General features: G+C 74.2%; 24 protein-coding genes. 14 read left to right on the top strand and 10 right to left on the bottom strand.

Going from position 1 to position 26,422, the window contains the following annotated elements:
- Positions 1-31: 31 nt before the first annotated feature.
- Positions 32-928, bottom strand: coding sequence for a LysR family transcriptional regulator (locus tag ACFU9A_RS02895; RefSeq protein ID WP_430573755.1), 897 nt, complete (start codon positions 926-928; stop codon positions 32-34).
- Positions 929-1,025: 97 nt separating this feature from the next.
- Between ACFU9A_RS02895 and ACFU9A_RS02890 the strand changes: the two genes are divergently transcribed.
- Both ACFU9A_RS02890 and ACFU9A_RS02885 read left to right on the top strand, forming a co-directional pair.
- On the top strand, positions 1,026-1,886 hold the full coding sequence (locus tag ACFU9A_RS02890; RefSeq protein WP_430573754.1) for an aldo/keto reductase: 861 nt from the start codon (positions 1,026-1,028) through the stop codon (positions 1,884-1,886).
- A gap of 50 nt (positions 1,887-1,936) precedes the next feature.
- Positions 1,937-2,872, top strand: a complete 936-nt coding sequence (locus ACFU9A_RS02885) for an aldo/keto reductase family oxidoreductase (RefSeq protein WP_430573753.1) — start codon at positions 1,937-1,939, stop codon at positions 2,870-2,872.
- A gap of 14 nt (positions 2,873-2,886) precedes the next feature.
- Here the strand turns inward: ACFU9A_RS02885 and ACFU9A_RS02880 are convergent, their stop codons facing one another.
- Positions 2,887-3,264, bottom strand: coding sequence for a DUF4267 domain-containing protein (locus ACFU9A_RS02880; protein WP_430573752.1), 378 nt, complete (start codon positions 3,262-3,264; stop codon positions 2,887-2,889).
- Positions 3,261-4,178: an alcohol dehydrogenase catalytic domain-containing protein gene (locus ACFU9A_RS02875; protein WP_430573751.1), complete on the bottom strand. Its 918-nt coding sequence runs from the start codon at positions 4,176-4,178 to the stop codon at positions 3,261-3,263. Before ACFU9A_RS02875 ends, ACFU9A_RS02880 begins: the two co-directional genes overlap by 4 nt.
- Positions 4,179-4,317: 139 nt before the next feature.
- On the opposite strand from ACFU9A_RS02875, the gene ACFU9A_RS02870 reads away from it, so the two are divergent.
- From ACFU9A_RS02870 to hrpA, 3 genes are all read left to right on the top strand, one after another.
- Positions 4,318-4,761, top strand: coding sequence for a winged helix-turn-helix transcriptional regulator (locus tag ACFU9A_RS02870; protein ID WP_430573750.1), 444 nt, complete (start codon positions 4,318-4,320; stop codon positions 4,759-4,761).
- An 86-nt stretch (positions 4,762-4,847) separates the two neighbouring features.
- Positions 4,848-5,447, top strand: a complete 600-nt coding sequence (locus ACFU9A_RS02865; protein WP_430573749.1) for a VanZ family protein — start codon at positions 4,848-4,850, stop codon at positions 5,445-5,447.
- 197 nt (positions 5,448-5,644) lie between these two features.
- On the top strand, positions 5,645-9,958 hold the full coding sequence (hrpA, locus tag ACFU9A_RS02860) for an ATP-dependent RNA helicase HrpA (RefSeq protein ID WP_430573748.1): 4,314 nt from the start codon (positions 5,645-5,647) through the stop codon (positions 9,956-9,958).
- Here the strand turns inward: hrpA and ACFU9A_RS02855 are convergent.
- The 3 genes from ACFU9A_RS02855 to ACFU9A_RS02845 all read right to left on the bottom strand — a co-directional run bounded on the left by ACFU9A_RS02855 (position 9,939) and on the right by ACFU9A_RS02845 (position 11,415).
- Complete coding sequence (locus ACFU9A_RS02855) at positions 9,939-10,334, bottom strand: hypothetical protein (RefSeq protein WP_430573747.1); 396 nt, start codon at positions 10,332-10,334, stop codon at positions 9,939-9,941. The genes hrpA and ACFU9A_RS02855 overlap by 20 nt on opposite strands.
- A gap of 89 nt (positions 10,335-10,423) precedes the next feature.
- The gene (locus ACFU9A_RS02850) at positions 10,424-10,861 is read right to left on the bottom strand and encodes a DUF4267 domain-containing protein (protein ID WP_430573746.1); all 438 of its coding nucleotides are present in this window, start codon (positions 10,859-10,861) and stop codon (positions 10,424-10,426) included.
- A gap of 80 nt (positions 10,862-10,941) precedes the next feature.
- Positions 10,942-11,415: a cupin domain-containing protein gene (locus ACFU9A_RS02845; RefSeq protein ID WP_430573745.1), complete on the bottom strand. Its 474-nt coding sequence runs from the start codon at positions 11,413-11,415 to the stop codon at positions 10,942-10,944.
- Between the two features lie 84 nt (positions 11,416-11,499).
- On the opposite strand from ACFU9A_RS02845, the gene ACFU9A_RS02840 reads away from it, so the two are divergent.
- A complete protein-coding gene (locus ACFU9A_RS02840; protein WP_430573744.1) occupies positions 11,500-11,997 on the top strand; it encodes a MarR family winged helix-turn-helix transcriptional regulator in 498 nt (165 codons plus the stop codon).
- Positions 11,998-12,014: 17 nt separating this feature from the next.
- Here ACFU9A_RS02840 and ACFU9A_RS02835 read toward each other — a convergent pair whose 3' ends face one another.
- Complete coding sequence (locus tag ACFU9A_RS02835; protein ID WP_430573743.1) at positions 12,015-12,917, bottom strand: endo alpha-1,4 polygalactosaminidase; 903 nt, start codon at positions 12,915-12,917, stop codon at positions 12,015-12,017.
- A 52-nt stretch (positions 12,918-12,969) separates the two neighbouring features.
- Here ACFU9A_RS02835 and ACFU9A_RS02830 point away from each other — a divergent pair, with 52 nt between their 5' ends.
- The 4 genes from ACFU9A_RS02830 (at position 12,970) to ACFU9A_RS02815 (ending at position 15,964) form a co-directional block, all read left to right on the top strand.
- On the top strand, positions 12,970-13,899 hold the full coding sequence (locus ACFU9A_RS02830; RefSeq protein ID WP_430573742.1) for an aminoglycoside phosphotransferase family protein: 930 nt from the start codon (positions 12,970-12,972) through the stop codon (positions 13,897-13,899).
- A 91-nt stretch (positions 13,900-13,990) separates the two neighbouring features.
- Positions 13,991-14,239: a PspC domain-containing protein gene (locus tag ACFU9A_RS02825; RefSeq protein WP_430573741.1), complete on the top strand. Its 249-nt coding sequence runs from the start codon at positions 13,991-13,993 to the stop codon at positions 14,237-14,239.
- A gap of 35 nt (positions 14,240-14,274) precedes the next feature.
- Positions 14,275-14,799: an O-acetyl-ADP-ribose deacetylase gene (locus ACFU9A_RS02820; protein WP_430573740.1), complete on the top strand. Its 525-nt coding sequence runs from the start codon at positions 14,275-14,277 to the stop codon at positions 14,797-14,799.
- Between the two features lie 82 nt (positions 14,800-14,881).
- Entirely contained in the window at positions 14,882-15,964 is a 1,083-nt protein-coding gene (locus tag ACFU9A_RS02815; protein ID WP_430573739.1) for an HAD family hydrolase, read from the top strand.
- A 16-nt stretch (positions 15,965-15,980) separates the two neighbouring features.
- Here ACFU9A_RS02815 and ACFU9A_RS02810 read toward each other — a convergent pair whose 3' ends face one another.
- From ACFU9A_RS02810 to ACFU9A_RS02800, 3 genes are all read right to left on the bottom strand, one after another.
- Complete coding sequence (locus tag ACFU9A_RS02810) at positions 15,981-17,468, bottom strand: APC family permease (protein ID WP_430573738.1); 1,488 nt, start codon at positions 17,466-17,468, stop codon at positions 15,981-15,983.
- 115 nt (positions 17,469-17,583) lie between these two features.
- Complete coding sequence (locus tag ACFU9A_RS02805; RefSeq protein WP_430573737.1) at positions 17,584-18,060, bottom strand: hypothetical protein; 477 nt, start codon at positions 18,058-18,060, stop codon at positions 17,584-17,586.
- Positions 18,061-18,179: 119 nt separating this feature from the next.
- Positions 18,180-21,902: a S8 family serine peptidase gene (locus tag ACFU9A_RS02800; protein WP_430573736.1), complete on the bottom strand. Its 3,723-nt coding sequence runs from the start codon at positions 21,900-21,902 to the stop codon at positions 18,180-18,182.
- Between the two features lie 226 nt (positions 21,903-22,128).
- On the opposite strand from ACFU9A_RS02800, the gene ACFU9A_RS02795 reads away from it, so the two are divergent.
- From ACFU9A_RS02795 to ACFU9A_RS02780, 4 genes are all read left to right on the top strand, one after another.
- Positions 22,129-23,211, top strand: a complete 1,083-nt coding sequence (locus ACFU9A_RS02795; protein WP_430573735.1) for a hypothetical protein — start codon at positions 22,129-22,131, stop codon at positions 23,209-23,211.
- An 82-nt stretch (positions 23,212-23,293) separates the two neighbouring features.
- Positions 23,294-24,586 (top strand): ABC transporter substrate-binding protein, encoded by a 1,293-nt coding sequence (locus tag ACFU9A_RS02790; protein ID WP_430573734.1) that lies wholly within the window; start codon positions 23,294-23,296, stop codon positions 24,584-24,586.
- Between the two features lie 20 nt (positions 24,587-24,606).
- Positions 24,607-25,530, top strand: a complete 924-nt coding sequence (locus ACFU9A_RS02785; protein ID WP_430573733.1) for a carbohydrate ABC transporter permease — start codon at positions 24,607-24,609, stop codon at positions 25,528-25,530.
- Positions 25,527-26,414: a carbohydrate ABC transporter permease gene (locus tag ACFU9A_RS02780; protein ID WP_430573732.1), complete on the top strand. Its 888-nt coding sequence runs from the start codon at positions 25,527-25,529 to the stop codon at positions 26,412-26,414. Before ACFU9A_RS02785 ends, ACFU9A_RS02780 begins: the two co-directional genes overlap by 4 nt.
- The last annotated feature ends 8 nt before the right edge of the window (positions 26,415-26,422 follow it).

The raw sequence follows: 26,422 nt of genomic DNA, 5'->3' as shown, positions 1-26,422 counted from the left end.
CGGCCGGGGGCCGGGCCGGGCACGAACCCGGTCACGCCGGCTGCGCGACCGCCAGGTTGGCCTCCGCCACGAGCTCCAGCAGGCGGGCCGCGGTCGGCTCGGCCGTCGGCGCGGCGATCGCGGCGACCACCCACTCGGGCGTGCCGCGCTCCGGGAGGTCCAGCACGGCCAGCCCGGCGGCCTGCGGCTTGGCGGCGACGTGCTGCGGCACGACGGCGATGCCGAGGCCGCGCTGCACGAAGTCCAGCAGCGTGTGGACGTCGTCGACGCTCATCCGCACGCGACGCTCGAGGTGCCGGTCGGCGAAGGCGGCGTCGGCGAGCCGCCGGATCGCCCACTGCTCGCGGAAGTCGACGAAGTCGCGGTCGACGAGGTCCTCCCAGGCGACCGCGGGCGCGGCGGCGAGCGGGTCGGTCGCGTGGGTCAGCAGGACGATCGGGCGGCGCCCGAGCTCGAGCCGGCGCAGGGCGCCGAGGTGCTCGGTGGCGGCGACGAAGGCGACGTCGAGGTCGCCCGCGCGCACCTGCGCGGTGAGCTCGCGCGAGCCCGCCTGGGTGAACTGGACGTCCACGAGCGGGTAGCGCAGGCGGAAGCGCTCGAGCAGGGGCGCGACGTCGACCACGCCGAGGCATTGCTCGGCCCCGAGGCGCAGCCGGCCCGAGATCTGGTGGCTCGCGCGGACGACGGCGTCGCGCCCCGCGGCCGCCTGGGCGAGCATGCGCCGCGCGAACGGCAGCAGGGCCCGGCCGGCGTCCGTCAGCGCCACCTGTCGCGTGGTGCGCAGGAACAGGTCGGCGCCGAGCTCGCGCTCCAGGTTGCGGATCGCGGCGGACAGCCCGGACTGCGTGACGCCGCACAGCGCCGCCGCGCGCGTGAAGTGGCCCTCCTCCGCCACCGCGACGAGGTACTCCATCTGCCGCAGCTCCATTGATCGCTCCCGGTGCTGGAACCCATGACGTCCAGTTGTTGGACTCATCAACGGTGATCTTCCTATCGTCGGAGGCACCGACGACACAAGGAGAGCCGTGGAAGCTCGCACGATCGGAACCAGGACCGTCAGCGCGATCGGGCTCGGCGGCATGCCGATGTCCATCGAGGGCCGCCCCGACGAGGCACGCTCGGTCGCCACGATCCACGCGGCGCTCGACGCGGGGGTCACCCTCGTCGACACCGCCGACGCCTACCACCTGCACGCCGACGAGGTCGGCCACAACGAGGAGCTCGTCGCCCGCGCGCTGCGCTCCTGGGGCGGCGACACGTCCGCCGTCCTGGTCGCCACCAAGGGCGGCCACCTGCGCCCCGGCGACGGGTCGTGGACCCAGGACGGGCGCCCCGAGCACCTCAAGAAGGCCGCCCGGGAGTCCGCCCGCCGCCTCGGCGTCGAGGCGATCGGGCTCTACCAGTTCCACCGCCCGGACCCCGCCGTGCCCTACGCCGAGTCGGTCGGCGCGCTCGTCGAGCTCCTCGACGAGGGCGTCATCGTCCAGGCCGGCATCTCGAACGCGAGCGTCGCCCAGATCGACGAGGCGAACGAGGTGCTGGGCGGCCGGCTCGCGTCGGTGCAGAACCAGTTCTCGCCGGCGTTCCGCTCCAGCCTCGCCGAGCTGGAGCACTGCGCGTCGCTCGGCGTCGCGTTCCTGCCCTGGTCGCCGCTCGGCGGGATCCGCCGGGCGGGCGAGGTCGGCACGGCGCACGCCGCGTTCGGCCGCGTCGCCGAGGCCCGCGGCGTGAGCCCGCAGCAGGTCACGCTCGCGTGGGAGCTCGCGCTCGCGCCCGTCGTCGTCCCCATCCCGGGGGCGTCGCGGCCGGCGAGCATCGAGGACTCCGCGCGCGCCGTGGACCTCGTCCTCACCGCCGACGAGCTCGCTGCGCTGTCGGCCACCTGAGCCCGCGGCACCACCCACCGACCCACCTCTCCCCCGATCGAGGAGGATCCATGAGAACCGTCCCCCTGGGCCCCACGGGCCGCCAGGTTCCGAACGTCGTGCTCGGCCTCATGCGCATCCAGCAGATGGACGACGACGCCGTCCGTGAGCTGGTCCGCACCGGCCGTGACGCCGGCATCGACTTCGTCGACCACGCCGACGTGTACGGCGACGACCTGCACGGCTGCGAGCGCCGCTTCGCCGAGGCGATGCAGCTGACGCCGTCGGAGCGCGAGCAGCTCACCATCCAGTCCAAGGCCGGCATCGTGCGCGAGGGGCCGTACTTCGACTTCTCCTACGAGCACCTGGTCGAGTCCGTCGAGGGCTCGCTGCGCGCGCTGGGCACGGACTACCTCGACGTGCTGCTGCTGCACCGCCCGGACGCGCTCGTGGAGCCGGACGAGGTCGCGCGCGCGTTCGACGAGCTCGAGTCGTCCGGCAAGGTGCGCGCCTTCGGCGTCTCCAACCACACGCCGGGCCAGATCGAGCTGCTGAAGCGCTCGGTGCGGCAGCCGATCGTCGCGAACCAGCTCCAGCTGTCGATCACGCACGCGCCGATCGTCGCGCAGGGCGTCGCGGCCAACATGGCCGGCGAGGACCAGTCGCTCACCCTCGACGGCGGCGGCATCCTCGACTACTGCCGCCTGCACGACATCACCGTGCAGGCCTGGTCGCCCTTCCAGGCCGGGTTCTTCACCGGCGTGTTCCTCGGCTCGGACGACTACCCCGAGCTCAACGCGGTGATCGACCGCCTCGCGGCGAAGTACGACGTGCCGCCGATCGCCGTCGCCGTCGCGTGGATCACGCGCCACCCCGCGGGGATGCAGGTGGTGCTCGGCACGACGACGCCGGAGCGCGTCGCGGGCGCCGCGCAGGGCTCGGACCTCCCGCTCACGCGGGCCGAGTGGTACGAACTGTTCCGCGCGGCGGGGTACCGCGTGCCCTGACGGCGGGCCGTCCGTCACGCGAGGAGCAGCACGAGACCGACCAGGACCATGACGGCGGCGGTCGCGGCGTGCACGCCGTAGACCGTCGCCCGTGGCCCGCCGGCGCGGGCCACGGTCACCGCGTCGGCGACGGGCATCACGGCGGCCGTGACCATGGCTGCGCCGAGCAGCTGGGGCGTGCCGCCGACCAGCACCACGAGCAGCAGGAGCCCGGTGCCGATGTCGCGGTTGCCCTTGACCTGCGCCCAGGCCCGGAAGGCGCGGTCGTCGACCGGCGTGCCGGGGATGCCGAACCCGGCGGCGACCGCTGGCGCCCAGAAGAAGCTCGTGCCCATGACGACGACGGCCGCGGCGATCAGCCCGGCGACCACGGTGGCGACGGTGGCGATCACGGGAGCACCACGACCCGGCCGCGGACGCCGCCCTTGGCCAGCAGCTGGTAGGCGCCCACGACCTCCGCGAGCGGGAGGGCCGCGTGGATCCTGGCGGGGAGGGTCCCGTCGGCCACGCGGTCGAGCAGCCCCGCGAGCAGCGGTCCGTCGGGACGGCTGACCACCACGTCGACCGCGATGCCGCGCTCCGCGTCGGGTTCCAGTCCCGGCTTCACACCGACGAACCTCCCGCCGTCGCGGACGAGCGACACCGCCTCGTCCTGCATCGCCGCGGTGTCGGCGACCACGTCCCACCGGCCCTGGGGCGCGGCGGTGAAGTCGACGCCGAGGCCGCGGACGAACGCCTCGTCACCGGCACGCGCGAGACCGGTCACCGCCCAGCCCCGCGCCGCGGCGAGCGCCGCGACCGCCGCCCCCACCCCGCCGGCCGCCCCCGTGACCAGGAGCCGGCGTCCCTCCGCCGGTACGGCGCCGAGGACCTCCAGCAGCTGGGCGGCCGTCGTGACGGTCAGGGGCAGGCTCGCCGCGACGTTGGGGCACATCCCGTCGGGCAGCACGGCGACGTCGGCCGCGTCGACCACGACTTGCTCGGCGTGCGAGCCGTGGTCGCGGTCGAAGCCGCCGACGAAGCCGGCCACCCGCGTGCCGACGGCCAGGTCGACGTCGTCGCCGATGGCCTCCACGACCCCCGAGAAGTCCGCGCCGAGCCCGGTGTGCTCGGGCTGGGTCACCAGGCCGAGGCGGTGGAGCCCGCCGCCCGTGACCTCGAGGTCGACCGGGTTGATCGCCGCGGCGGCGACCTTGACCAGCACCTGGCCCTGCCCGGGCTCCGGGACGGGCACGTCGACGATCTCGATCGACTCCGGTCCGTGCGGCGTGCGGACCACCGCTCGCCGCGATGTCTGCTGGTTCATGGCTCTGCTCCTCGTGTCGTCTCTGTCGGTGCTCGGGTGTTGCTCGGGTGGTGGATCACCACCACCATGGAGAAGCCGCTTCCGATCGGGAAGTAGGCACCTTGAGGTGCGTTAGCCACCGGACCACGGGAGAGAGCCCATGCCGACCATGACCGCGGCCCAGCACCGAGCCGTGGCAAGGCGGGAGTACGACGCCTTCCTCGCCGTCTGCCCGAGCCGCCAGCTCCTGGCGCGGATCTCCGACAAGTGGGTCGCGCTGGTGCTCGCCGCGCTGGGCGGTGACGGGCCCGGCTCTGGGCCCACGCCCGGACCCCGGCCGATGCGCTACTCCGAGCTGGCCCGGCAGATCTCCGGCGTGAGCCAGAAGATGCTCACCCAGACCCTGCGGTCCCTGGAGCGCGACGGGATGCTGACCAGGACGGTCGCCGCGACCGTTCCCGTGACTGTCACCTACGAGCTGACGGATCTCGGCGCCTCCCTGCAGGGCGTCATGCGGGACATCAAGGCGTGGGCGGAGGGGCACATGGACGAGGTCCTCACGCATCGCGACCAGCACGACCGGCGGCAGACGGACGACGAGTAGCCCGGACCGGCACCGGACGTCCCGACGCCGGCCGCGGCCCTTTTCCGCATACGCTCCCGCAACATGGCGGCGTGTGGGCTGGGGCGATGACCGTCACCGCCCCCGCGCCACGGCCGCGGCCCCTCCTGATCCTGCTGTTCGCGGCGTACCTCGCCCTGGTCACCTGGACCGTGCTGTGGAAGCTCGACGTGCCGTTCACCGGCGAGGCGGGGCAGCGGGTCGTCAAGCTCGTGCCGTTCGCGGCCACCGCCCATGCGGGCGCCAGCGATCCCGTCGAGATCGTGCTGAACCTCCTGATCTTCCTGCCCTTCGGCGTCTACCTCGGGCTCCTCGTCCCGGCGTGGCCGTGGTGGAAGGTCGCTGGTGCCCTCGCGGGCGCGAGCGCGCTCCTCGAGGTCGCGCAGTACGTGCTGGCCGTCGGGAGCTCGGACGTCACCGACGTCGTCGTCAACACCGCGGGCGGCCTGGCCGGGCTCGGCGTCGTCGCGCTCGCCCGCCGCGCGCTCCGGGCCCGGACGGCGGGGGTCGTGACCCGGTGGTGCGCAGCCGGGACGGCGCTCGCCCTGCTCGCGGCGGGGCTCTTCGCCGCCTCGCCCGTGCGCCTGACCGGGCCCCCTCCGGGCGATGTCGTGGTCGGCTGCGGCGACGGTTCGGCGGCCGGGAACGAATCACCTTGCCGAGGTTGAGAGAATGGGACGTCGTGAGCACCGAGCCCAGCCCCGCACCGCAGTCGTCGTCGGACGACGGCGGTGCGCGTCGTTCCCGCCGCCGGGGTCGTGGTCGCGGTCAGGGCGGTGGGCAGGGCGGAGGACACGGCCGCGGGAACGGCGCCCGGAACCGGGGCGACGCGCAGCATTCGGGGCAGCGGTCCGGCCCGCGCCGGGTGAGCCGCGAGCAGCTCGCGAGGGCGGCCGCGATCCGCGCCGCCGTCGAGGTGCCGCCCATCGTCTACCCCGAGCAGCTGCCGGTCTCGGCCCGCCGGGAGGACATCGCCGCCGCGATCCGCGACCACCAGGTCGTCGTGGTCGCGGGCGAGACGGGCTCCGGCAAGACGACCCAGCTGCCGAAGATCCTGCTGGAGCTCGGCCGCGGCCGGGCGGGGCAGATCGGGCACACGCAGCCGCGCCGGATCGCGGCGCGCAGCGTCGCCGAGCGCGTCGCGGAGGAGCTGGGCACCCCGCTGGGCGGCGTCGTCGGCTACCAGGTGCGGTTCACCGACACCTCGAGCGAGGAGACCCTCGTCAAGGTGATGACGGACGGCATCCTGCTCGCCCAGATCCAGCGGGACCCGGACCTGCTCGCCTACGACACGATCGTCATCGACGAGGCGCACGAGCGGTCGCTGAACATCGACTTCCTGCTGGGCTACCTGTCCCGGCTGCTGCCGCGCCGGCCGGACCTCAAGGTCGTCATCACGTCCGCGACGATCGACTCCGAGCGCTTCGCCGCGCACTTCTCGCCGTCGCACCTCGCCGAGGTGGGCGGCGCGCCCGAGGCCGTCGTCGACGTGCTGCCCGACCACGCGCCCGTCGTCGAGGTCACCGGGCGTACGTTCCCGGTCGAGATCCGCTGGCGGCCCCTGTCCCCGGACACCGACCCCGACTCCCCCGCCAAGAAGAAGGGCGAGGAGAAGGACCTGGTCACGGGCATCGTCGAGGCCTGCGACGAGCTGATGCGCGAGGGCTCCGGCGACATCCTCGTGTTCCTGTCCGGCGAGCGGGAGATCCACGACGCCGCGGACGCGCTCGAGGGGCACCTCAAGGACCGCGTGCGGGACGCCAAGCGCCCCGACCACGTCGAGATCCTGCCGCTCTACTCGCGGCTGTCCGCCGCGGAGCAGCACCGGGTGTTCCAGTCGCACCCGGGCCGCCGCATCGTGCTGTCGACGAACGTCGCGGAGACGTCGCTGACCGTGCCGGGCATCCACTACGTCGTCGACCCGGGCACGGCCCGCATCTCGCGCTACTCCAAGGCCACCAAGGTGCAGCGGCTGCCGATCGAGCCGATCAGCCAGGCGTCGGCCAACCAGCGGTCCGGCCGGTCCGGCCGCGTGGCCGACGGCGTCGCGATCCGGCTCTACTCCGAGGAGGACTTCCTCGGGCGGCCCGAGTTCACCGAGCCGGAGATCCTGCGCACGTCGCTCGCGTCCGTGCTGCTGCAGATGATCTCGGTGGGCGTCGTGTCCACGCCCGACGACGTGGCCCGCTTCCCGTTCGTCGAGCCCCCGGACACCCGGGCCGTGCGCGACGGCGTGCAGCTGCTGTCCGAGCTGGGCGCGCTGGAGACGACCGACGGCGCGACGCGGCTCACCGACGTCGGCCGCACGCTGGCGCAGCTCCCGATGGACCCGCGCCTGGCGCGCATGATCATCGAGGGCGCGAAGCAGGGCGTCGCGCGCGAGGTCGCGATCATCGCGGCCCTGCTGTCGATCCAGGACCCGCGCGAGCGCCCCGCCGAGAGCCGCGCGCAGGCCGACCAGCTGCACGCCCGCTTCACCGACCAGAAGTCGGACTTCCTCACGGCCCTGAACCTCTGGGAGTACGTGCGCGGGCAGCAGCACGAGATGGGCTCCTCCGCGTTCCGCCGCCTGTGCAAGGCGGAGTACCTCAACTTCCTGCGCATCCGCGAGTGGCAGGACGTCGTGGCGCAGCTGCGCGAGATGGCCAAGCCGCTCGGCATCGACATGTCGTTCAAGCCCCGCGAGGCGTCCTCGGTCGAGGGCGAGGCGGTCGAGGTGGACCACCGCCTCACCTGGGACGACGACACCATCCACCGGTCGCTGCTGGCCGGGCTGCTCAGCCAGATCGGCATGCAGGACACGGGCGAGATCAAGGCGTCGTCGGTGGCGCACCTGCGCGGCGAGGCCCGCGCCCGCGCGCTGCGGCAGGCCGCCAAGCGCGCCCGCAACGAGTACGTCGGCGCCCGCGGCGCCCGGTTCGCGATCTTCCCCGGCTCGCCGCTGAGCAAGAAGCCGCCGGAGTGGATCATGGCCAGCGAGCTCGTCGAGACGTCCCGCCTCTGGGCCCGCGACGTCGCCCGCATCCGGCCCGAGTGGGCGGAGGAGCTCGCCGGGCCGCTCGCCAAGCACACGTACTCCGACCCGCACTGGTCCACCAAGCAGGGCGCGGCGATGGCCACGGAGAAGGTGCTGCTGTACGGCGTGCCGATCGTCGCCGACCGCCCCGTGCTCTTCGCGAAGGTGGACCCGGAGGCCGCGCGCGAGATGTTCGTGCGGCACGCGCTCGTCGAGGGCCAGTGGACCACCCACCACCGGTTCTTCGCCGAGAACCGTCGCCTCCTCGCCGAGGCGGAGGAGCTCGAGGCGCGCTCGCGCCAGCGCGGGCTCGTCGCGTCGGAGGACGACCTGTTCGCGTTCTACGACGAGCGGGTGCCCGACTCCGTCGTGAGCGCCGCGCACTTCGACCGCTGGTGGAAGTCGGCGCAGCGCGAGACGCCGGACCTGCTGACCTTCACGCTCGACCAGCTCGTCGACGCCGGCGCCGTGGACACGTCCGAGTTCCCGGAGACCTGGACGCAGGGCGAGGTCACGCTGCCGCTGACCTACCAGTTCCAGCCCGGCGCGGCCGCCGACGGCGTCACCGTGCACGTCCCGCTGTCGATCCTCAACCGGGTGGCCCCCGAGGGCTTCGACTGGATGGTGCCCGGCCTGCTCGACGAGCTGTGCGTCGCGACCATCAAGTCGCTGCCCAAGGCCGTACGCGTGCAGCTCGTGCCCGCGCCCGACGTCGGACGCGCCGTCGCCGGCTGGCTGCGCGAGCACACCCCGGCGTGGGAGGACATGACCCGCGCGGGCGACATGGCCGAGCCGTTCCACGTCGCGTTCACGCGCGCCGTCCGGGCCCTGCGCGACGTCGTGATCCCCGACGACGTGTGGGACGCCGAGCGCGTCGAGCGCCTGCCCGCACACCTGCGCATGACGTTCCGGGTCGAGGACGCCGCGCCGGCTCCGGCAAAGGGCGCGGCGAAGGGCAAGGGCCGTGGCAAGGGCGGCGCCGGCCGCCCGGCCGCCACGCCGCTCGACGAGTCCAAGGACCTGCTGTCCCTGCAGAAGCGCCTCGCGGCGCAGGCCGAGGCGGCCGTCCGCGCGGCCGTGAAGGGCGCCGTCGGCCTCGCGCTCGAGGAGGCCCGCCGCTCGGCGGGCACGCCCGCCCCGGCCGCCACCGCGCCGGGCCGCCCCGCGCCGCGCTCGACGACGCCCGACCCCGCCCCCGGGGCGAGCTCCGTCGTGCCCGAGCAGGCCGGCCTGACGACGTGGCCGGAGGGCCTGCCCGACGGGCGGCTGCCCGACTCGGTCTCGACCGACCTCGGGGGCGGCGTCGTGGTGCGCGGGTATCCGGCGCTGGTCGAGGAGGAGGACGCGAAGCGGAAGCCCACGGTGGCGCTGCGCGTGCTCGCCGACGCCTCGGGCCGGGACGCCGCGCACGCCCGCGGGGTGCGGCGGCTGCTGCTCGCGGAGACGGCGCTCCAGACGGGGCGCGTGACGTCACGCTGGTCGTCGTCGCAGTCGCTGACGCTGGCCGCGGCGCCGTACCGGAACACCGAGGCGCTCGTGGCCGACCTGCAACTCGCGGCCGTCACGGCGCTGACCAGCCCCGACGCCGCGAAGGCGCCCGGCACCCCGGCCGGCGGCCCGGTGGCCGAGCAGGTCCGCGACGCGGAGGCTTACGCCGAGGCCCGCACGTTCGTGCGCCGCCACCTGGAGGACGAGGTGCACCGGATCGTCGGGCACGTCGTCGCCGCGCTGACCGCGTGGCGGACCGTCGAGGGCGAGGTGCGCTCGTCGTCCTCCCTCGCGCTGCTCAACACGCTGCAGGACATCCGCGACCACGTCGCCGGGCTGGTCCACGACGGCTTCGTCGCGCAGACGCCGCCGCGGCGCGTGCCGCACCTGGTGCGCTACCTGCGTGCCGCCTCGTACCGGCTGGAGAAGGCGCAGACCAACCCCGCCCGCGACGCCGAGCTCGCGTGGCGCGTGCACGACGTGACCGAGGCCTACGACAAGGCCCGCGCCGCGTACGCCGCCGGGCCGGCCGACCCGGCCCGCGCGGCGGAGCTCGCCGAGGTGCGCTGGCTGATCGAGGAGCTGCGCGTCTCCCTGTTCGCGCAGCAGCTCGGCACCGACGGCGCCGTCAGCGAGAAGCGCGTCCGCAAGATCCTCAGCCCCGGCGGCTGGTGACCGGGCCCGCTCCGACGGCACGGGCCGCCGCCCGGTAGTCGGCCGTCACGCGGCCCGCGCCGTCGAGCCGTGCGAGCAGGGTCAGGACGCGGCCCCAGTACCCCTCGCGCGTGAACAGCGGGTGCCCGCGGGCGACGTGCGCCCAGGCGAGGCACTCGCCCAGCGTCATCCCGACGAACGCGGGCAGCGCGTACCCGACCAGAGCGGCGTCGCGGGCGAGCACGAGCGCGGGGAGCACCACGACGAACAGGACGGCGGCCCGCAGCCAGCCCGAGTGCCACCGCATCCACGGCGACACCAGCACCGGCACGGCCGTGATCGCCCCGGCCAGCGCGCACGCGCCCAGCGCCCCCATCACCATCCCGAACCAGCTCACGGGTCGCGCCCTCCTCGGCCGCCGTCGGTGCCCTCATCCTCGCGGCCGGGGGACGCACGCACCAGCCGTGGCCCCTTGCCCGGCAGCCGTCAGCCCCGGCGCCCGGCGAGCTCGGGGCGACCGGCGGCGACGGGCGCCGGCACCCCCCTCGTCTCGGTGAGCAGCAGGACGCCGGTGACGAGCAGCGCGAGGGCCGTCACGCCGTGCACGGCCAGCGCGGTCACGGTGGACCCGCCGGTGGACAGGATGAGCGCGGCGTCGCTGAGGGGCACGAGCGTCCAGATCGTCAGCACCCACCCGAGCGCGCGGCGCTGACCCGTGAGCAGCAGCGCGAGAGGCACCAGCCCGGACGCGAGGTCGCGGGCGCCCTTCGTGACGAGGAAGGTCGCCGCGTCGCCCTCGGGCCACACCGCCATGCCGAACTGCGGCGCGGTCGCCGCGGGGAAGAACAGGTAGCTGACGCCGACGTAGCCGATGCCGACGGCGAGCAGGACGGTCAGGGTCGTCGCGAGGTGCTTGCGGAACATGGTGGTACTCCTTCGGCGGTCTGCGGGTGGACGGTCTGCGCGTGGCGGTCCGGAACGGGGCAGGGCGGACGGCCGGGCGGTCAGCGGCGCGCGCGGGCGCCGAGCGGGCCGAGGACGCGGACGGCGGCTCGGGTCACGGGCGAGGTGGGCCGCATGACGTCGCGGTAGTGGTGCAGCACGCCCGCGAGGGCGACGAGCCCGGCCCGCCCCTCGCGCTGCAGCCGGTCCATCGCGGTGAAGAACTCCTCGACGCGGCCGGCCGGGGTGCTGACCCAGCGGAGCACGGCCGGCTCCGCGCCCGGGTTCCACATGTGGTGCGCGGTGCCGCGCGGGACGACGAACGACTCGCCGGCGGCGAAGTCCTGCCGGCGGTCCGCGAACCCGACCCGGATCGTGCCCGCCAGCACGGTGAACTCCTCGTCGTGGTGCGGGTGCACGTGCTGCGGCGGGCGCTCCCCGTGCGGCTGGTACGTCGCCTCGACCTCGAAGCGGTCGGGGGTGCTCTCCCGCACCACCAGGGACTCGGACCCGTTGAGCGTCAGCGTGGCAGTCATTGCTCCTCCTCAAGTTACTTGTGTGCGAGTTACTTGAGATGAAGGTAGACCCCAAGTAACTCGCGCGCAAGCTAAACTGGCGAGGTGGACGACAACGACCGCATCGACGCCCTGGTCCAGCAGTGGGCGGACCAGCGCCCCGACATCGACCGCGACACGATGGCGCTCCTCGCGCGGCTGACCCGCGCGGCCGAGCTCGTCAACGCCCGGACGGACCGGCTCGCCGGCGACTACGGCGTCAACCGCGGCGACGGCGACGTCATGTTCGCCCTGCGCCGCGCCGGCGAACCCTTCCGGCTCTCCCCCACCGCCCTGGCCCGCGCGCTGCTCATGACGACGGGCACGATGACGGGCCGGCTCGACCGGCTGGAGAAGCGCGGGCTCATCGTCCGCGTGCCGAGCGCGCACGACCGCCGCAGCCTCGACGTCGAGCTCACCCCCGAGGGGAAGCGCCTCGTGGACGAGGCCGTCACGACCCACACCGCCGGCCAGCAGGAGGCCGTGTCCGCGCTCAGCAGCAGGGACCGCGCCGACCTGGACCGCGTGACGCGCAAGCTGATCGCGCACCTCGCCGAGGGCTGAGCGGCCCCCGACGAGCGTCAGCAGGCGTCGTACACGTACCCCTCGTCGCCGGCCGCGACGAGGTCCCGGTCGCGCAGCACGGTGAGCGGCGCGCGGTCCTCGAGGGCGCACACGTCGGCGAAGGCCAGGCCCGCCTCATCGAGGGCGTCCGGGTACTCGACCTGCAGCACGTGGTCCCCGTAGACGTCGGTGTAGGCGGCGCACTCGGACCACACCGCGCACTCCTCGGTGACGGCGAGGTCGAAGCCCAGGTCGTCGTGGGCGAGGCGGGTGATCTCGGCGGCGTTCTTCTGCGCCACGGCCAGCCCCGACCGGTGCGCCAGGTCCACGTACGCGCGCGCCAGGGCGTGCGCGCCCGCCTCGTCGATGGCGTCGAACCGGGTCCAGGTGTCGAGGTTGTCCAGCTCCACGGCGTCGAACCCCGCCGCCGCGCACCCCTCGACCACCGGGCCCAGCACCGCGAGGATCCCCTCGCGCTGCTCCGCGGTGGACGGGTCGAGCACGCGCTCGTCGGGCCAGTCCGGGTCGACGACGGGCCCGCCGTCCGCGTCGCGCAGCAGCAGGTCGTCGTGCCCGGCCCAGCGGTCCTCCTCACCGGGCTGGGTCTGGAAGCCGTTGACGTAGCAGACGCCGTACGCGCCGGGCAGCGGGTCCGCCGTGGCGTCGCGGACCACGACGTCGATCGCGGCCGGACCGCCGTCGTCCCCCGCGCCGTAGGCGCCGCCGAGCTGGTAGTCGAGCACGCCCGCCGTGGGCGGCAGGTCGACCCCCGAGCCCGCCGCCGAGCCTGTGGAAGGCCCTGTGGACGACGCGGTGGACGGCGCCGTGGGCGATGCCGCCGGCTCGGGGGCGCAGGACGACGCCGCGAGCGCCACCGCCGTCGCCAGCACGGACCTGAGCACCGCCGTCGTCCCCCGCACCGCACGAGTATCGCCTGGCCGCGGCGTCGCGGGCACGTCTACGGTCGGGACCATGCCGCTGCACGACGACGAGGTCCCCGTCACCGCCGACGACGTCCGCCGCCTGGTCGCGGCCCAGCACCCGCGGTGGGCGTCCCTGGCCGTGACGCCCGTCAGCGAGTCCGGCACCGACCACCTGCTGTTCCGCCTCGGCGACGAGCTCGTGGCACGGATGCCGAAGGCCGCGTGGGCGGGGAAGCACGCGCTCTCGGACGCCCGCTGGCTGCCGTTCCTGGCCCCGCACGTCCCGCTGGCCGTGCCCGCGCCGCTCGCGCTCGGCGTGCCGGACGACGCGTACCCGTTCCACTGGTCCGTGGTGCCGTGGGTCCCCGGTGCCGCGACGGTCGACCCGCTCGACCCGGACACGGTCCCGAACCTGGACCCCGCCGCCGCGGCCGCCGACCTGGGCGCGTTCGTCAGCGCGCTCCGCGCCGTCGACGCGACGGACGGGCCGGTCAAGGACGGCACCGGCCGGGGGGTGCCGCTGGCCCGGCTGGACGACGACGTCCGCCGCGCCACCGCCGAGGCCGGGGACCGCGTCGACGGCCCCGCCGTCCTCAAGGCCTGGGACCGCGCGCTGGAGGCCGCGGCCGACCCGGTGCCCGGCACGTGGCTGCACGGCGACCTCATGCCCGGCAACCTCATCGCGACCAGGTCCGGCGAGGGCGGCCGGCTCACCGCCGTCATCGACTGGGGCGCCCTCGGCGTCGGCGACCCGGCGGCCGACCTCCCGCCCGCCTGGTGGCTCTTCTCCGGCCGCGACCGCGACGCGTTCCGCGAGGCCGCCGGGGCCGGCCCGGGCGGAGACCTGGACGACGGCGCCTGGGAGCGCGGGCGTGGCTGGGTGCTGGTGCAGGGCGTGATCGCCCTGCCGTACTACTGGGACCGCTGGCCCGGGTTCGCGCGCGCCTCGCAGCGGCGGATCGCGGCCGCCGTCGCCTGACCCGCGCGCGGTCGGGGGGTCAGGGTTCCTCAGGGTCGAACGGGGGGAGAACCCGATACCGAGCGCGCGGGGCCGCTCGTACCGTCGAACCATGACCACTCCGACCACGACCCCGTACGTCCAGCCCGCCCCCGCCCCCCGCCGCAAGCTGTACCGGCCGAAGTTCGGCCGCGTGCTCGGCGGCGTCTGCGCGGGCCTCGCCGACTACCTCGGCTGGAGCCGCGGCCTCGTCCGCGTCCTCGCCGTCGCGTCGATCCTCATCCCCGGCCCGCAGGTGCTCGCCTACATCGTGCTGTGGATCCTCATGCCCGACGAGGACAAGGCGCTGCGCGCCGCCTGAGCGCGCCGCCCCGGTCCCGACCCCCAGGAGGAACCGTGCACGTCACCGTGGAGCACGGCGACATCACCACCGTCGCCGTGGACGCGATCGTGAACGCCGCGAACTCGTCGCTGCTGGGCGGCGGCGGGGTCGACGGCGCCATCCACGCGGCCGCCGGGCCGCGACTCCTCGCGGCGTGCCGCGAGCTGCGCGCCACCACCCTGCCCGCCGGTCTGCCCGTGGGCGAGGCCGTCGCCACCCCCGGCTTCGGCCTGCCCGCCGAGTGGGTCATCCACACGGTCGGCCCGAACCGGCACGCGGGCGAGACCGACCCCGACCTGCTCGCGTCGTGCTTCACCCGGTCGCTCGACGTCGCGGCCGACCTGCGCGCCCGGACCGTCGCCTTCCCCGCCGTCGGCGCCGGCGTCTACGGCTGGGCCGCCGACGACGTGGCGCAGGCCGCCACCCACGCCGTCCGGACCTGGGACGACGCCAACCCGGCCGCCCTCGACGAGGTGCGGTTCGTGCTCTTCAACGCGCCGGTCCTCGCCGCCTTCGAGCAGGCGCTGGCGCTCGCCTGACGCGCGCCGCGGGGGCCGGGGCCGACCGGTCGGCCCCGAAAATCCCGCGCGCGCCGCGCGCCCGGCCTGCCAGGCTCGGCGCGTGCGCACCGAGGAGACCTACGTCCGTGTCCAGGCGACCTACCGCGGCCGGCTGGGCGTCGAGGTCGGCGTCTTCGTCGCCGTCGACCACCTCCGCCGGGCCGGCGTGCTCTCCCCCGACCAGGAGGCCGAGTACCTCGACGTCGACGACTGGTTCACCGCGCACCTGCCGAACCCCGGCTTCTACGCCGACGGCAACACCGTCGGCGCGGTGACCTGGTTCCGCACCCCGGTGCCCGCCGCCATGCAGGAGCGGGTGGACCGGATGTGCGCGATCCTCGCCGCCCACGGCGTCGCGCACGACGTCGTGCGGAGCACCGACCCGGGGACGCGCGTCTACGAGGACGCGTTCCAGGTGGGCGTCGTGCCCCACGTGCGGCACGAGCCGACGCCGCTGCCCGAGGGCGTCGTGCTGGCGCCCACCACCGCGGGCTCCAAGCGGTCCGTCGCCGCGTCGCCGATCCGGCACGTGATGTTCGACGCGGACGACGTCCTGCAGGTCGTGCCCGGCGGCTGGGAGGCGCTGGTGGAGCCGTTCGCCGGCGACCGCGCGCCGGAGCTCTGGACCCGGGCGGTCGCGGTGGAGCGGCCGACGCTGGCCGGCGACGGCGACTTCCTCCCGCTGCTGGCAGCGGTCCTCGCCGAGTTCGGCGTGCCCGCGCCGGTCGAGGAGGTGTTCGAGGCCGTCTGCTGCCGCATCGACCCCGTCGCCGCGTCCTTCGCCGTCGTCGACGCCCTGCGCAGGAACGGGTACGGCGTGCACCTGGGGACCAACCAGGACCGGCACCGGGCCGCGTACATGCGCGACGGGCTCGGCTACGACGCCCTGTTCGACGTCAGCTGCTACTCCCACGACCTCGGCGCGGCCAAGCCCGACCCGGCGTTCTTCGTCGAGGCCGCGCGCCGCATCGGCGCGGACCCCTCCGCGATCCTGTTCGTCGACGACCGGCAGGACAACGTCGCAGGTGCCCGCGCCGCGGGCCTCGCCGCCGTGTGCTGGACGGTCGACGACGGGCACGCGGCGCTGCTCGACCTGCTGGCCGGGCACGGCGTCGACGGCGGGCGGACGGTCGCGACCGCCTGACCTCCGCCGCGGCCGGTCAGCGCTTCGGGTAGCCGGCCTGCGGCTTGTCCTCGTCGAGCTCCTCGACGTCCTCGAAGTGGATCTGCTGGTGGCGCACCGCGCGGTTGTAGAGCCAGGTCACGAACGACAGCACGACGCCGACGGCCAGCAGGCCGCCCGCGATGAGGTACTGCTCCTGCTGCTCGGCGCTGCGCGCCCACGGCCCGGCGAGGTACGCGCACGTGATCGCGCCGAGCACGGCGAGCCACGTCTTCGTCCGGAAGTGGGGGTGCTTCACGGGCTGCTTGCGCAGGACCAGCAGCGCGACGTTGACCACGGCGAACACGACCAGGAGCAGCAGCGACGTGGTGCCGCCGAGCAGGGCGATGGCGTTGGACCCCTCCTCGGTGGCGTTGGCGTTGACCACGTACGTGATCAGCCCGAACGAGATCAGCGTGGTCACGATGATCGACACCCACGGCGTCTGCCGCGTCCGGTGCACCCTGCCGAAGCTGCGCGGCAGCACCCCCTGCTTGGCCAGGCCGTAGAGCAGGCGGGACGCCATGAGCATGTTGATGAGGGCCGAGTTCGCCACCGCGAACATCCCGATGAAGGGGAAGATCGTGTCGAACGGCAGGCCCGGGGCGCCGGCCGCCACGACCTGCGTCAGCGCCGACCCCTTCTCGGCGTCGGTGAGGTCGCCGACGGGCACGAGGGCGACGGCGGTGATCGCGACCAGCACGTAGATGAGCCCGGTGATCGACAGGCCGGTGAGCATCGTGCGCGGGAAGTCCCGCACCGGGTCCTGGCACTCCTCCGCCATGTTCACGGAGTCCTCGAAGCCCACCATGGCGAAGAACGCGAGGGTGGTGGCGGCCGTGACCGCGAGGAAGACGCTCTTGTCGTCCGCGCTCTCGAAGACGACGACGCGCGAGAAGTCCGCACGCCCCTGCGTCATCCCCCACATGCCGACGAAGATGACGAGCAGCAGGCCCGAGAGCTCCACGAGGGTCAGCACCACGTTCGCCTTGACGCTCTCGCCGACGCCGCGGAAGTTCACCAGCGCCACGAGCGTCATGAAGCCGAGCGCGATCCACAGCAGCCCGGTGGTCCCCAGGCCCAGGCCGAAGCCGTCGTCGAGGAACCCCGCGAACGCGTTCGACGCGGTCGACGCCGACGTGATGCCGGAGCACATCACCATGAACGCGATGATGAACGTGACGAAGTGGATGCCGAACGCCTTGTGCGTGTACAGCGCGGCCCCCGCGGCCTGCGGGTACTTCGTGACGAGCTCCAGGTACGAGAACGCGGTGATCGTGGCCACCAGGAACGCGATGAGGAACGGCGCCCACGCCGCGCCGCCGACCTCTCCCGCCACCTGACCGGTGAGGGCGTACACGCCGGTGCCGAGGATGTCCCCGACGATGAACAGCAGCAGGAGCTTGCGCCCCATCACCCGCTTGAGGCCCGGTTCGGCGGTGCCGCCGGCTCCGCCCGGCCCGGTCTCGTCGATCGTCTGGCTCATCGCGACCTCCTGGATCCTCGAGGATCGTCCTCGCGGCCCCCTCGCCTCGTTGCGCGGGACAGCCGACGCCCCATAGAACCGCGCCGGGACATCGACCGCACGGGCGACGCGCGGCTCACGCCCGGGACCGGGCCCGACGGCGCGCGCGCAGGAGGCCCGTCGTGCCGCGCGCGCCGGGGGGCACGAGCACCCCCGGGAAGGCGACCTCGCGCTCGACGACGATCCACACCGCGCACACCAGCGTGACGCCGAGCGGGACGGGCCAGAACGGCCGGCCCAGCGCGTCCTCCTCCCCGATCAGGGCGAACAGGACGAGGTCCGCACCAGCGGAGAGCACCGTCAGCGACACGGGGAACGCGGCCCGCACGGCGGCGGCCGCCCGGTCGACGTCGCCGTAGTGACTCGTCCGCGCGTAGTCGTCGACCCCGCGTCGCGTCCGGTAGACACCCCGCCCCCGGGCGTTGCGGACCACCGCGACGACCATGAAGACCCCGACGACGAGGAGCAGGACTCCCAGCACCCAGGCGACCGTCGTCGCCGACAGGTGCCCACCGCGGCTCCCGCCGTACCACCCGCGGCCTGCCAGCGTCATCGTCGACCTCCCTCTCGTCCCGGTGCACGGTAGCGGCACGACGTGACGACGTAGCGATTCGTCGTCGTCCTGCACCAGGACGACGACGAATCGCTACGTCACGCGGGTCGAGGAGGAGGTCAGCGCAGGCCGAACGCCTTCACGACCTCCTGGGTGACGGAGCTGCCCGCGTCGTCCTGCGCCGTCGTCCGCAGCGAGACCGACGTGGCGCGCTTCGGCGCGTCGAACCTGACCGTCCAGCGGCCCTCGCCCGACGGCTTCGCCGCGACGGACCGCCACGTGGCGCCGGCGTCGAACGACACCTCGACGGCGACACCGGTGACGGTGCCCGCCCCGACGGCGCCCTCCGGCGGCAGGGCCGCGGTGACGTCCAGCCGCACCGGCGTGTTCCGCCGGACGGCGCCGGACAGGTCACGACCGGCCACGTCGTAGCCGAGCGACACGATCGGCAGGGGCGAGCCGTCCAGCTCGGCCTGGTCGGCCTGGAAGGTCCAGACCGTCGAGGTGCGGCTGGAGTAGCCCCACACCGCCGGGTCGAGCGCCGTGTCCTGCTCGAACCGGTAGGTGTGCGTCCCGTCGACGGCGGGCACGGCGCGCTGGATGGCCTGGCCGGACATCTCGCGCACCAGGGTGTCGTCCTGGAACAGCCGGGACGTCACCGGCTGGTCGTCGCCGAACCCGCCGGTCAGCTCGCCGGTGCTCGACGCCGGGGGCACGTTGAGCTGGAACCAGTCCCCGTCGGCCCTCGACTTCCAGTAGCCGGGGCCTTGGTGCGGCGCGGTGACGCCGAACCAGTCGATCGTGGTGCGGGACCCGGCCGGGTACCGGCGCCGGTCGTCGCGCACCTCCCACCCGTTCGTCGACGTGGCCGTGGCGTACCAGCCCTGCTCCTCCCCGACCGGCGAGACGTACACGAGCTGCTCGTCGCCGGACATGCGCGGCTGCGTGACGCCGAGGCAGCCCAGGCTGTACTCGGGGCAGTCGTAGCGGCTGACGAACGTCAGGCGCGGGTCGGGGTCGGCCAGCCGGTCGGTGACCTGCGCGAGGTCCTTCTCCCGCGGCGCGACGCTCAGGTCCGCGGGCACGGAGCCCTGCCAGGTGCGCACGACGTCGTAGGAGTAGTCGGGGAACTCGACGCCCCGGCCGGTCAGGCGGGCGCCCTTCCCGGCGGCCCCGGCGAGCAGCCGCCCGCCCTCGTCGGCGGTGAGCGACACGACCGGCACGTCGGTGGCGCCGGCCGGGTCGTACAGCACGCCCGGCCCGTCGTTCACGACGACGAGGAGCGCTGCTCCCGCCGCGTCGGCGGCCGCGGCACGGTCCCAGGGCGAGACGTCGGGGTCGTTCGTCACGAGCAGGGCCTTGCCCTTCGCGGCGACCGCGGCGATCTCGTCGGGCGTGCCCGTCCCGGCCGTCACGACCTTGAGGTCGACCTTGCCGTCGAGGCGTGCGCTGCCCGCCTGGTAGACGGGCTCCAGGCCGGCCGGCCTCGGCGTCCTGGCCTGCAGGGACAGCAGCGGCGCGGTGCTCGACCAGCGGCTGGTGAGGGCGAAGTCCCCGCCCGCGACGTCGCCGGTCTCGTTCACCCAGACCTCCGCGCCGGGGACCATCCCCACGGACGCGGAGAACGTGGCGTACTGGCCGCCGATCCCGGAGTCGTGGAACCACTGGACGCGGCCGTCGTAGTCGGCGCTGGGCCGCGGCGTGTCGAGCTCCACCGGGTGTGCGTCGCGCGCGTCGAGCACCACGCGGACGTCGCCGTCGGAGACGGTGACCTGCGGGTCCGCCAGCCAGTACAGCCGGTCGGTGCCGTCGGTGTCGGCGTACCGGATGCTCGTGAGGGCGGTGAACTCGCCGGGCTCGACGCGCTGGGTGGGCGCCGCGCCCGTGCCCGGGTCGGTGACGAGCGGGGTGATCCACTGCGTCCCGTACCGGTACAGCGAGACCTCCGCCGCGACGGGCTCGCCGTCGGGGCCGAGCACCGTGACGTCGAGGTCGTAGTGCTCCGTCTCGCGGGTGAGGCCGGTGGCCGTGCGCGCCGCGACGGAGCCGTCGGCGGTGGTGGCCACGACCTGGCCGGTGTACTTCCCGGCGGCGGTCGCGTCGCCGAACGACGCCGTCGCCTCGACGGAGGCGGTGCCGTGCGCCGGCACGACGACGTGCGCCTCGGAGAGCCGCACGAGCGCGACGTCGCCGTCGGGCCCGGTGGTGGTGGACGCCAGGTCGAGCGCGACGTCCGCGTCGGTGTCGTTCGCGTAGGTGATCGTGCGGGTCTGCGGCGCGGGGTCGCCGTCGCCCCAGGCCACGCGGCCGAAGTGCACCGAGCCGGTGGCGTCGACGCCGTCCAGCGCGGCGGGCACGTCGAGGCGGCCGGTGCCGACCTCGTACGGGGTGTACCCGTCGAGCCCCACGGCCGACGACATGAGCGCGTCCTTGATCCGCGCCGCGTCCCAGTCGGGGTACGCCGCCGCGAGGATGGCGGCCGCGCCGGCGACGTGCGGCGTCGCCATCGAGGTGCCGCTCATGGTCTGGTACGGGCCCTCGCCCGCGGCGTACTGCGAGCGCGCGGCGGTGATGTCCACGCCCGGTGCGGCGAGGTCCGGCTTGAGGCCGTCGTCCAGGCCGCGCGGGCCGCGGGACGAGAAGTACGCGAGCTCGTCCTGGTCGTCCGTCGCCGCGACGGTGAGCGCGGCGTCGGCGGTGCCCGGGCTGCTCACGGTGCCCTCGCCGCCGGCGTTGCCCGCCGCGATGACGAACAGCGCGTCGGTCTCCTCGGTGAGGTTGTTGACGGCCTGCGCGACCGGGTCGGTCTGGTCGTGCCGCGAGTCGTCGCCGAGGCTCATGCTCACGACGTCGGCGTCGACGTCGCGCGACGCCCACTCCATGCCGGCGATGATCCACGAGTCCAGCCCGTAGCCCTCGTCGCTGAGCACCTTGCCGACGGCGACGTCGGCGCCGGGCGCGACGCCGCGGTGCACGCCGCCGTCCGCGGCGCCCGAGCCGGCGACCGTGGACGCGACGTGCGTGCCGTGGCCGTGCACGTCCTTCACCGTCTCGCCGGGGACGAACGACTCGGTGGTCGTGACGACGTCGGCGAGGTCGGGGTGCGCGGCGTCGACGCCGGTGTCCAGCACGGCCACGGTGGCGCCCTCGCCGTCGTGCCCGGCGGCCCACGCCTCGGGCGCGCCGACCAGCGGCACGCTGACGTCGAGGGTCGCCTCGGCCCGGCCGTCCAGCCAGAGCTTGGCGATGCCGCCGGCGAACGTGCCCGGCGCGGCCGCCGTGCGGGCGGACGCGGCCGGGGCGGCCGTGATCGCGCCCCAGAAGGTGGCCGCGTCGTCGGTGTCGGCGCGCAGCGCCGCGCCGCCGATCGACGTCAGCTCGAGCACCTTCTCGCTGCCCCGCGGGGCCGCGGCGGCGGCCTTGCGCGCCTTCCGGTCGTACTGCGCGATGACGGGGATGGCGGCCTCGTCGTCGTAGCCGTCGGCGACGAGGCCGGTGACGTTGAACAGCTCGCGGTCCAGCGCGCCCGACGCGAGGTAGGGCTGCGCGGCCGCGGGCACCACGTACAGGTCGTCGCCCACCTCGAAGGTCTGCGCGGGCCGGGTCGTCCCGGCGGCGGGCTCGACCGTGACGGCCGGCTTGCCGTCCCCGGTCGTGGCCACGTGCACGACGTCGCCGGTGACGAGCGTGAGCGTGGACGTCGCGCCGTCGGGCGCGGCGGAGGCGGCCGGGGTGGCGGCGTCGGGATCGGTGGTCGGACCGGCGAGGGCCGGGGCGGCGCCGGCGGCCAGCAGGGCGCTGACAGCGGTGGCCGCAAGACCGGCACGGACGGGTGGTCGCATGGTGGGGCCCCTTGGGGTTGAGCCGACCTGGGTGGCGGCAACGGTGACGGCACTGTCGGTGTGCAGCGACGCTGTCATCACCGTTGACCGGGCACAACGACCACGGGTGGCGGATCTACGCCATGACAGGAAGCCGCATCCCGGCGTGGCGGTCCGCCCGGCCCCCGAGCAGCCACGACGATGGCCCCCACGAGGGCCCACCCGGGCCCGGAGGACAGGGGGACCGATGGCGCGGACCACGACGGGCGACGGGGCCGACCTGCTGGGCGACGTCGCCGGGCTCCCTGCGGGGCTGCTGGCCGCGTACCGGGTGCTCGTGGCGACGCCGACGTCGGACGCGGCGGCCGTCGCGGCCACCCTCGACGTCGCCGTCGACGAGGCCGAGGCACGCCTCGAGGACCTCGTCTCCCGCGGCTTCGCCACCCCGCTCGTCGCGCCCCGCGGGGGCCCGGGCCGGCGCTTCGCCGCCGCGCCGCCGTCGGTCACCCTGGGCGCCGCCGTCGCCGCCCGCGAGGAGGCGGTGCGCCGCGCCCAGGCGGAGCTGGACGTCCTGGAGGAGATGTACCGGCTGGCGGGCGTCGGCGGGGACGGCGCCGGCGACGTCGTGCAGGTCGTGCGCGGCGCGGACGCCGTCGCGCGGTGGTTCGGCCGCGTGCAGGCCGGGGCGCGGCGCGAGGTCCTGGCGCTCGTGCAGCACCCCGTGGCCGTGACCAGCGCGGACCAGAACCACGTGGAGGGCGAGCTGGTGGCGCGCGGCATCCGCTACCGGGCGCTGCTCGAGCGGCCCATGCTCGAGACCTTCCCCGGCGGCCTCGACGTCTTCGCCGAGTCGCTCGCCGCGGGCGAGGAGGCGCGGGTCTCCGAGTCCGTGCCGCTGCGCATGATCGTCGTCGACCGCGAGCTCGCGTTCCTGCCGGTGCTCGCGGACCCCGAGCGCGCCTCCGCCGCCGCGATCCTCGTGCGCCCGAGCGCGCTGCTCACCGGGCTCGTCGCGCTCTTCGAGGCCCTGTGGGCGACGGCGGCCCCCGTCGTCCTGCACGGCGCGGCCGCCGCACCGGGCAGCGGCGCGGAGGACGACGTCGACGCCCGGCTGCTCTCCCTGCTGCTCGCCGGCCAGACCGACGAGGCGGCCGCGCACCAGCTCGGCGTCTCGCTGCGCACGGTGCAGCGGCGCGTGCGCGAGCTGATGGACCGCGCCGGCGTCCGGACCCGCGTGCAGCTCGGCTGGCACGCCGCCCGGGCCGGCTGGGGCATCGCCCCGGGCATCGAGCCAGGTCACGATTGGGCGAAACTCGCGCCGACGCCTTGACACCGCTGCCACCGCAGCCGTGCGATGAGTGGAGCCGACGTGCAACGACGCGCGCCGGCACGAGGGCGTAGAGGTGAGACACATGCGAGGAGCTCCCAGGACTTCTGTGGTCGCCGCGGTCGCGGCCGCGGTGGCGCTGACCGTGGCCGCGTGCGGCGGTGGCGGGAACGAACCGAACAGCGGAGGCAGCGGGGGCAGCGGCGGCGACGAGGTGGAGGTCTTCACCTGGTGGGCCGCCGGCTCCGAGAAGGCGGGCCTCGACGCACTGGTGAAGGTGTTCGACGAGCAGCACCCGGACGTGAAGTTCGTCAACGGTGCCGTGGCCGGCGGCGCGGGGTCGCAGGCGAAGGACCTGCTGCAGACCCGGCTCCAGGCGCAGGACCCGCCGGACACCTTCCAGGCCCACGCGGGCGCCGAGCTGCAGGACTACATCGACGCGGCTCAGATCGAGGACGTCACGGGCCTGTACGACGAGTTCGGGCTCACCGACGTCTTCCCGGCCGACCTCATGGACCGCCTGAAGGCCTCGGACGGCAAGATCTACTCGATCCCGTCGAACATCCACCGCGCCAACGTCGTCTGGTCCAACCGGCAGGTGCTCACCGACGCCGGCCTCGACCCGGACGCCCAGTACAGCGACCTCTCGTCGTGGATGGACGACCTGGAGACGCTGAAGAAGGCGGGCGTCACGCCGCTCGCCGTCGCGCAGGCCTGGACGCAGGTCCAGCTGCTCGAGACCGTGCTGCTGGCCGACCTGGGCGCCGACGGGTACTCCGGGCTGTGGGACGGCTCCACCGACTGGAAGAGCCCCGAGGTGACCTCGGCGCTGCAGGACTTCCAGAAGCTCATGAGCTACACCAACACCGACCGTGACGGCCTGGACTGGCCGGAGTCGCAGCAGCTCGTGATCGACGGCAAGGCCGGGTTCACCGTGATGGGCGACTGGGCCGAGGCCTCCTACGAGGAGCAGAAGAAGGAGCTGGGCACCGACTACTCGGCGTTCCCGGTGCCGGGCACCGACGGCGTCTTCGACTTCCTCGCCGACTCGTTCACGCTCCCCGTGGGCGCGCCGCACCCCGACGGGGCGAAGGCGTGGCTCGAGACCGTCGGCTCCGCCGAGGGCCAGGAGGCGTTCAACAAGGCCAAGGGATCCATCCCGGCCCGCACCGACATCGACATGTCCAGCTTCGGGCAGTACCAGCAGGACGCCGCGGAGTCGTTCAAGAGCGACACCATCGTGTCCTCGCTGGCGCACGGCGCCGCCGTCCCGGTGGCCACGCTGACGGCCATCACCGACGCCACCAGCAAGTTCACCTCGGGGGCGTCCGACCTGGCCGGCTTCCAGTCGGAGCTCGCCGCCGCGAACGCCGGCTGAGCCCCGGGATGCCGTCGCCCGTGCGCACGAGGCGGTCGGGGGTGCGCCGCGCGGTCCGCCGCGCCGGCGCGCCCCTGCTCCTCCTGCTGCCCTCGCTGATCCTCGTGGGGGTGTTCGTCTACGGCCTGATCGTGGCGAACGCCCGCACCTCCGCCACGGACAACCACACGGCAGCCCAGGCGACCGGCCAGGCCCCGACGGTCGTCGTGTGGTTCCGCAACTACGTGGACCTGCTGGGCAGCGAGGAGTTCCAGCACTCGCTGACCAACCTCGTGCTGTACACGGTGGTGTTCCTCGTCGGCACGATGCTGATCGGTTTCATGTGGGCCTGGCTGCTCGACAAGCCGCTGCGCGGGGAGGGCTTCTTCCGGTCGATCTACCTGTTCCCGATGGCGGTCTCGTTCATCGCGTCGGGCGTGGTGTGGCGCTGGCTGCTCAACTCCAACCAGGGCGAGCAGGCGTCCGGACTCAACCGGCTGTTCCAGATGATCGGGCTGGGCGCCCTGCAGAACAACTGGTGGAACAACGTCTCGGTGGGCATCGTCGCCATCGCGATCCCCGCGATCTGGCAGCTCTCCGGGTACGTGATGGCGCTGTTCCTCGCCGGCTTCCGCGGCATCCCGGAGGAGCTGCGCGAGGCCGCCCGCGTGGACGGCGCCAGCGAGTGGAAGCTGTACCGGCACGTGCTGTTCCCGCAGCTGTCGCCGATCGCCCTGTCCGCGCTGATCATCATCGGCCACATGTCGCTCAAGGCCTTCGACCTCATCATGTCGATCTCGAAGCCCGCGAACTACCAGACCAAGGTGCCCGCCGTGGACATGTACGTGTTCAAGTCCGCGTTCGACTACGCCAACGCGGCCGCCGTCGGCACGATCCTGCTGGTCATCGTCGCGATCGTCATCGTGCCGTACCTCGTCCACACGCACCGGCAGGGCAAGCGATGACCGCCGTCATCGAGGAGGAGGCCGGGCGCCCCGTCGACCTCGGCCGGCACGCCGCACCGCGGGGCCGGTTCACCGTGGGCCGCACGCTGCGCTACCTGGTGCTGCTGTTCTTCGTGCTCGTGGTGCTGGTGCCCGTGTACGTGCTGCTGGTGACGAGCTTCAAGGGCCCCGGCGACGCGGCGCCCACCCGCGCGTGGAACCTGCCGCAGGTGTGGACCACCGCGAACTGGGAGACGGCGTGGTCCACCCTCGCGCCCGCCATCGGCCGCACCGTGCAGATGGTGGTGCCGGCGGCGCTCATCTCCGCCTTCCTCGGGTCGCTCAACGGGTTCGTGCTGTCCCGCTGGCGCTTCCCCGGTGCGGACCTGGTGTTCACGCTGATCCTGTTCGGCATGTTCATCCCGTACCAGGCGGTGATGATCCCGCTGAACCAGCTGGTGCTCGGGCTCGGCGTGCCGAGCGGCATCCCGTCGCTGATCCTGCTGCACGTCGTCTACGGCATCCCGATCACGACGCTGATCTTCCGCAACTACTACATGACCGTGCCCCACGAGCTGGTCGAGGCGGCGCGCGTGGACGGGGCGGGGATGCTCCGCACGTACGCGTGGATCGTGCTGCCGATCTCGATCCCGAGCTTCGTGGTCGTGCTCATCTGGCAGTTCACGTCGGCGTGGAACGACTTCCTCTTCGCCGTGTTCTTCTCCTCCAGCCAGAACGGCCCGGTCACGCTGGCCCTCAACAACCTCGCCAACGGCGCGCTGCTGCAGGACTACGGCGTCTCGATGGCGGGCGCCCTGTTCGCGTCCCTGCCCACGCTGCTCGTCTACGTGCTGCTGGGCCGCTACTTCATGGGCGGGCTCATGTCGGGGTCGGTGAAGGGCTGAGGCGCGCC

It is taken from the genome of Isoptericola sp. NPDC057653 (assembly GCF_042799955.1).
Taxonomy (GTDB): Bacteria; Actinomycetota; Actinomycetes; order Actinomycetales; family Cellulomonadaceae; genus Isoptericola.
This window is presented reverse-complemented; position numbering and strand designations above follow the sequence as displayed.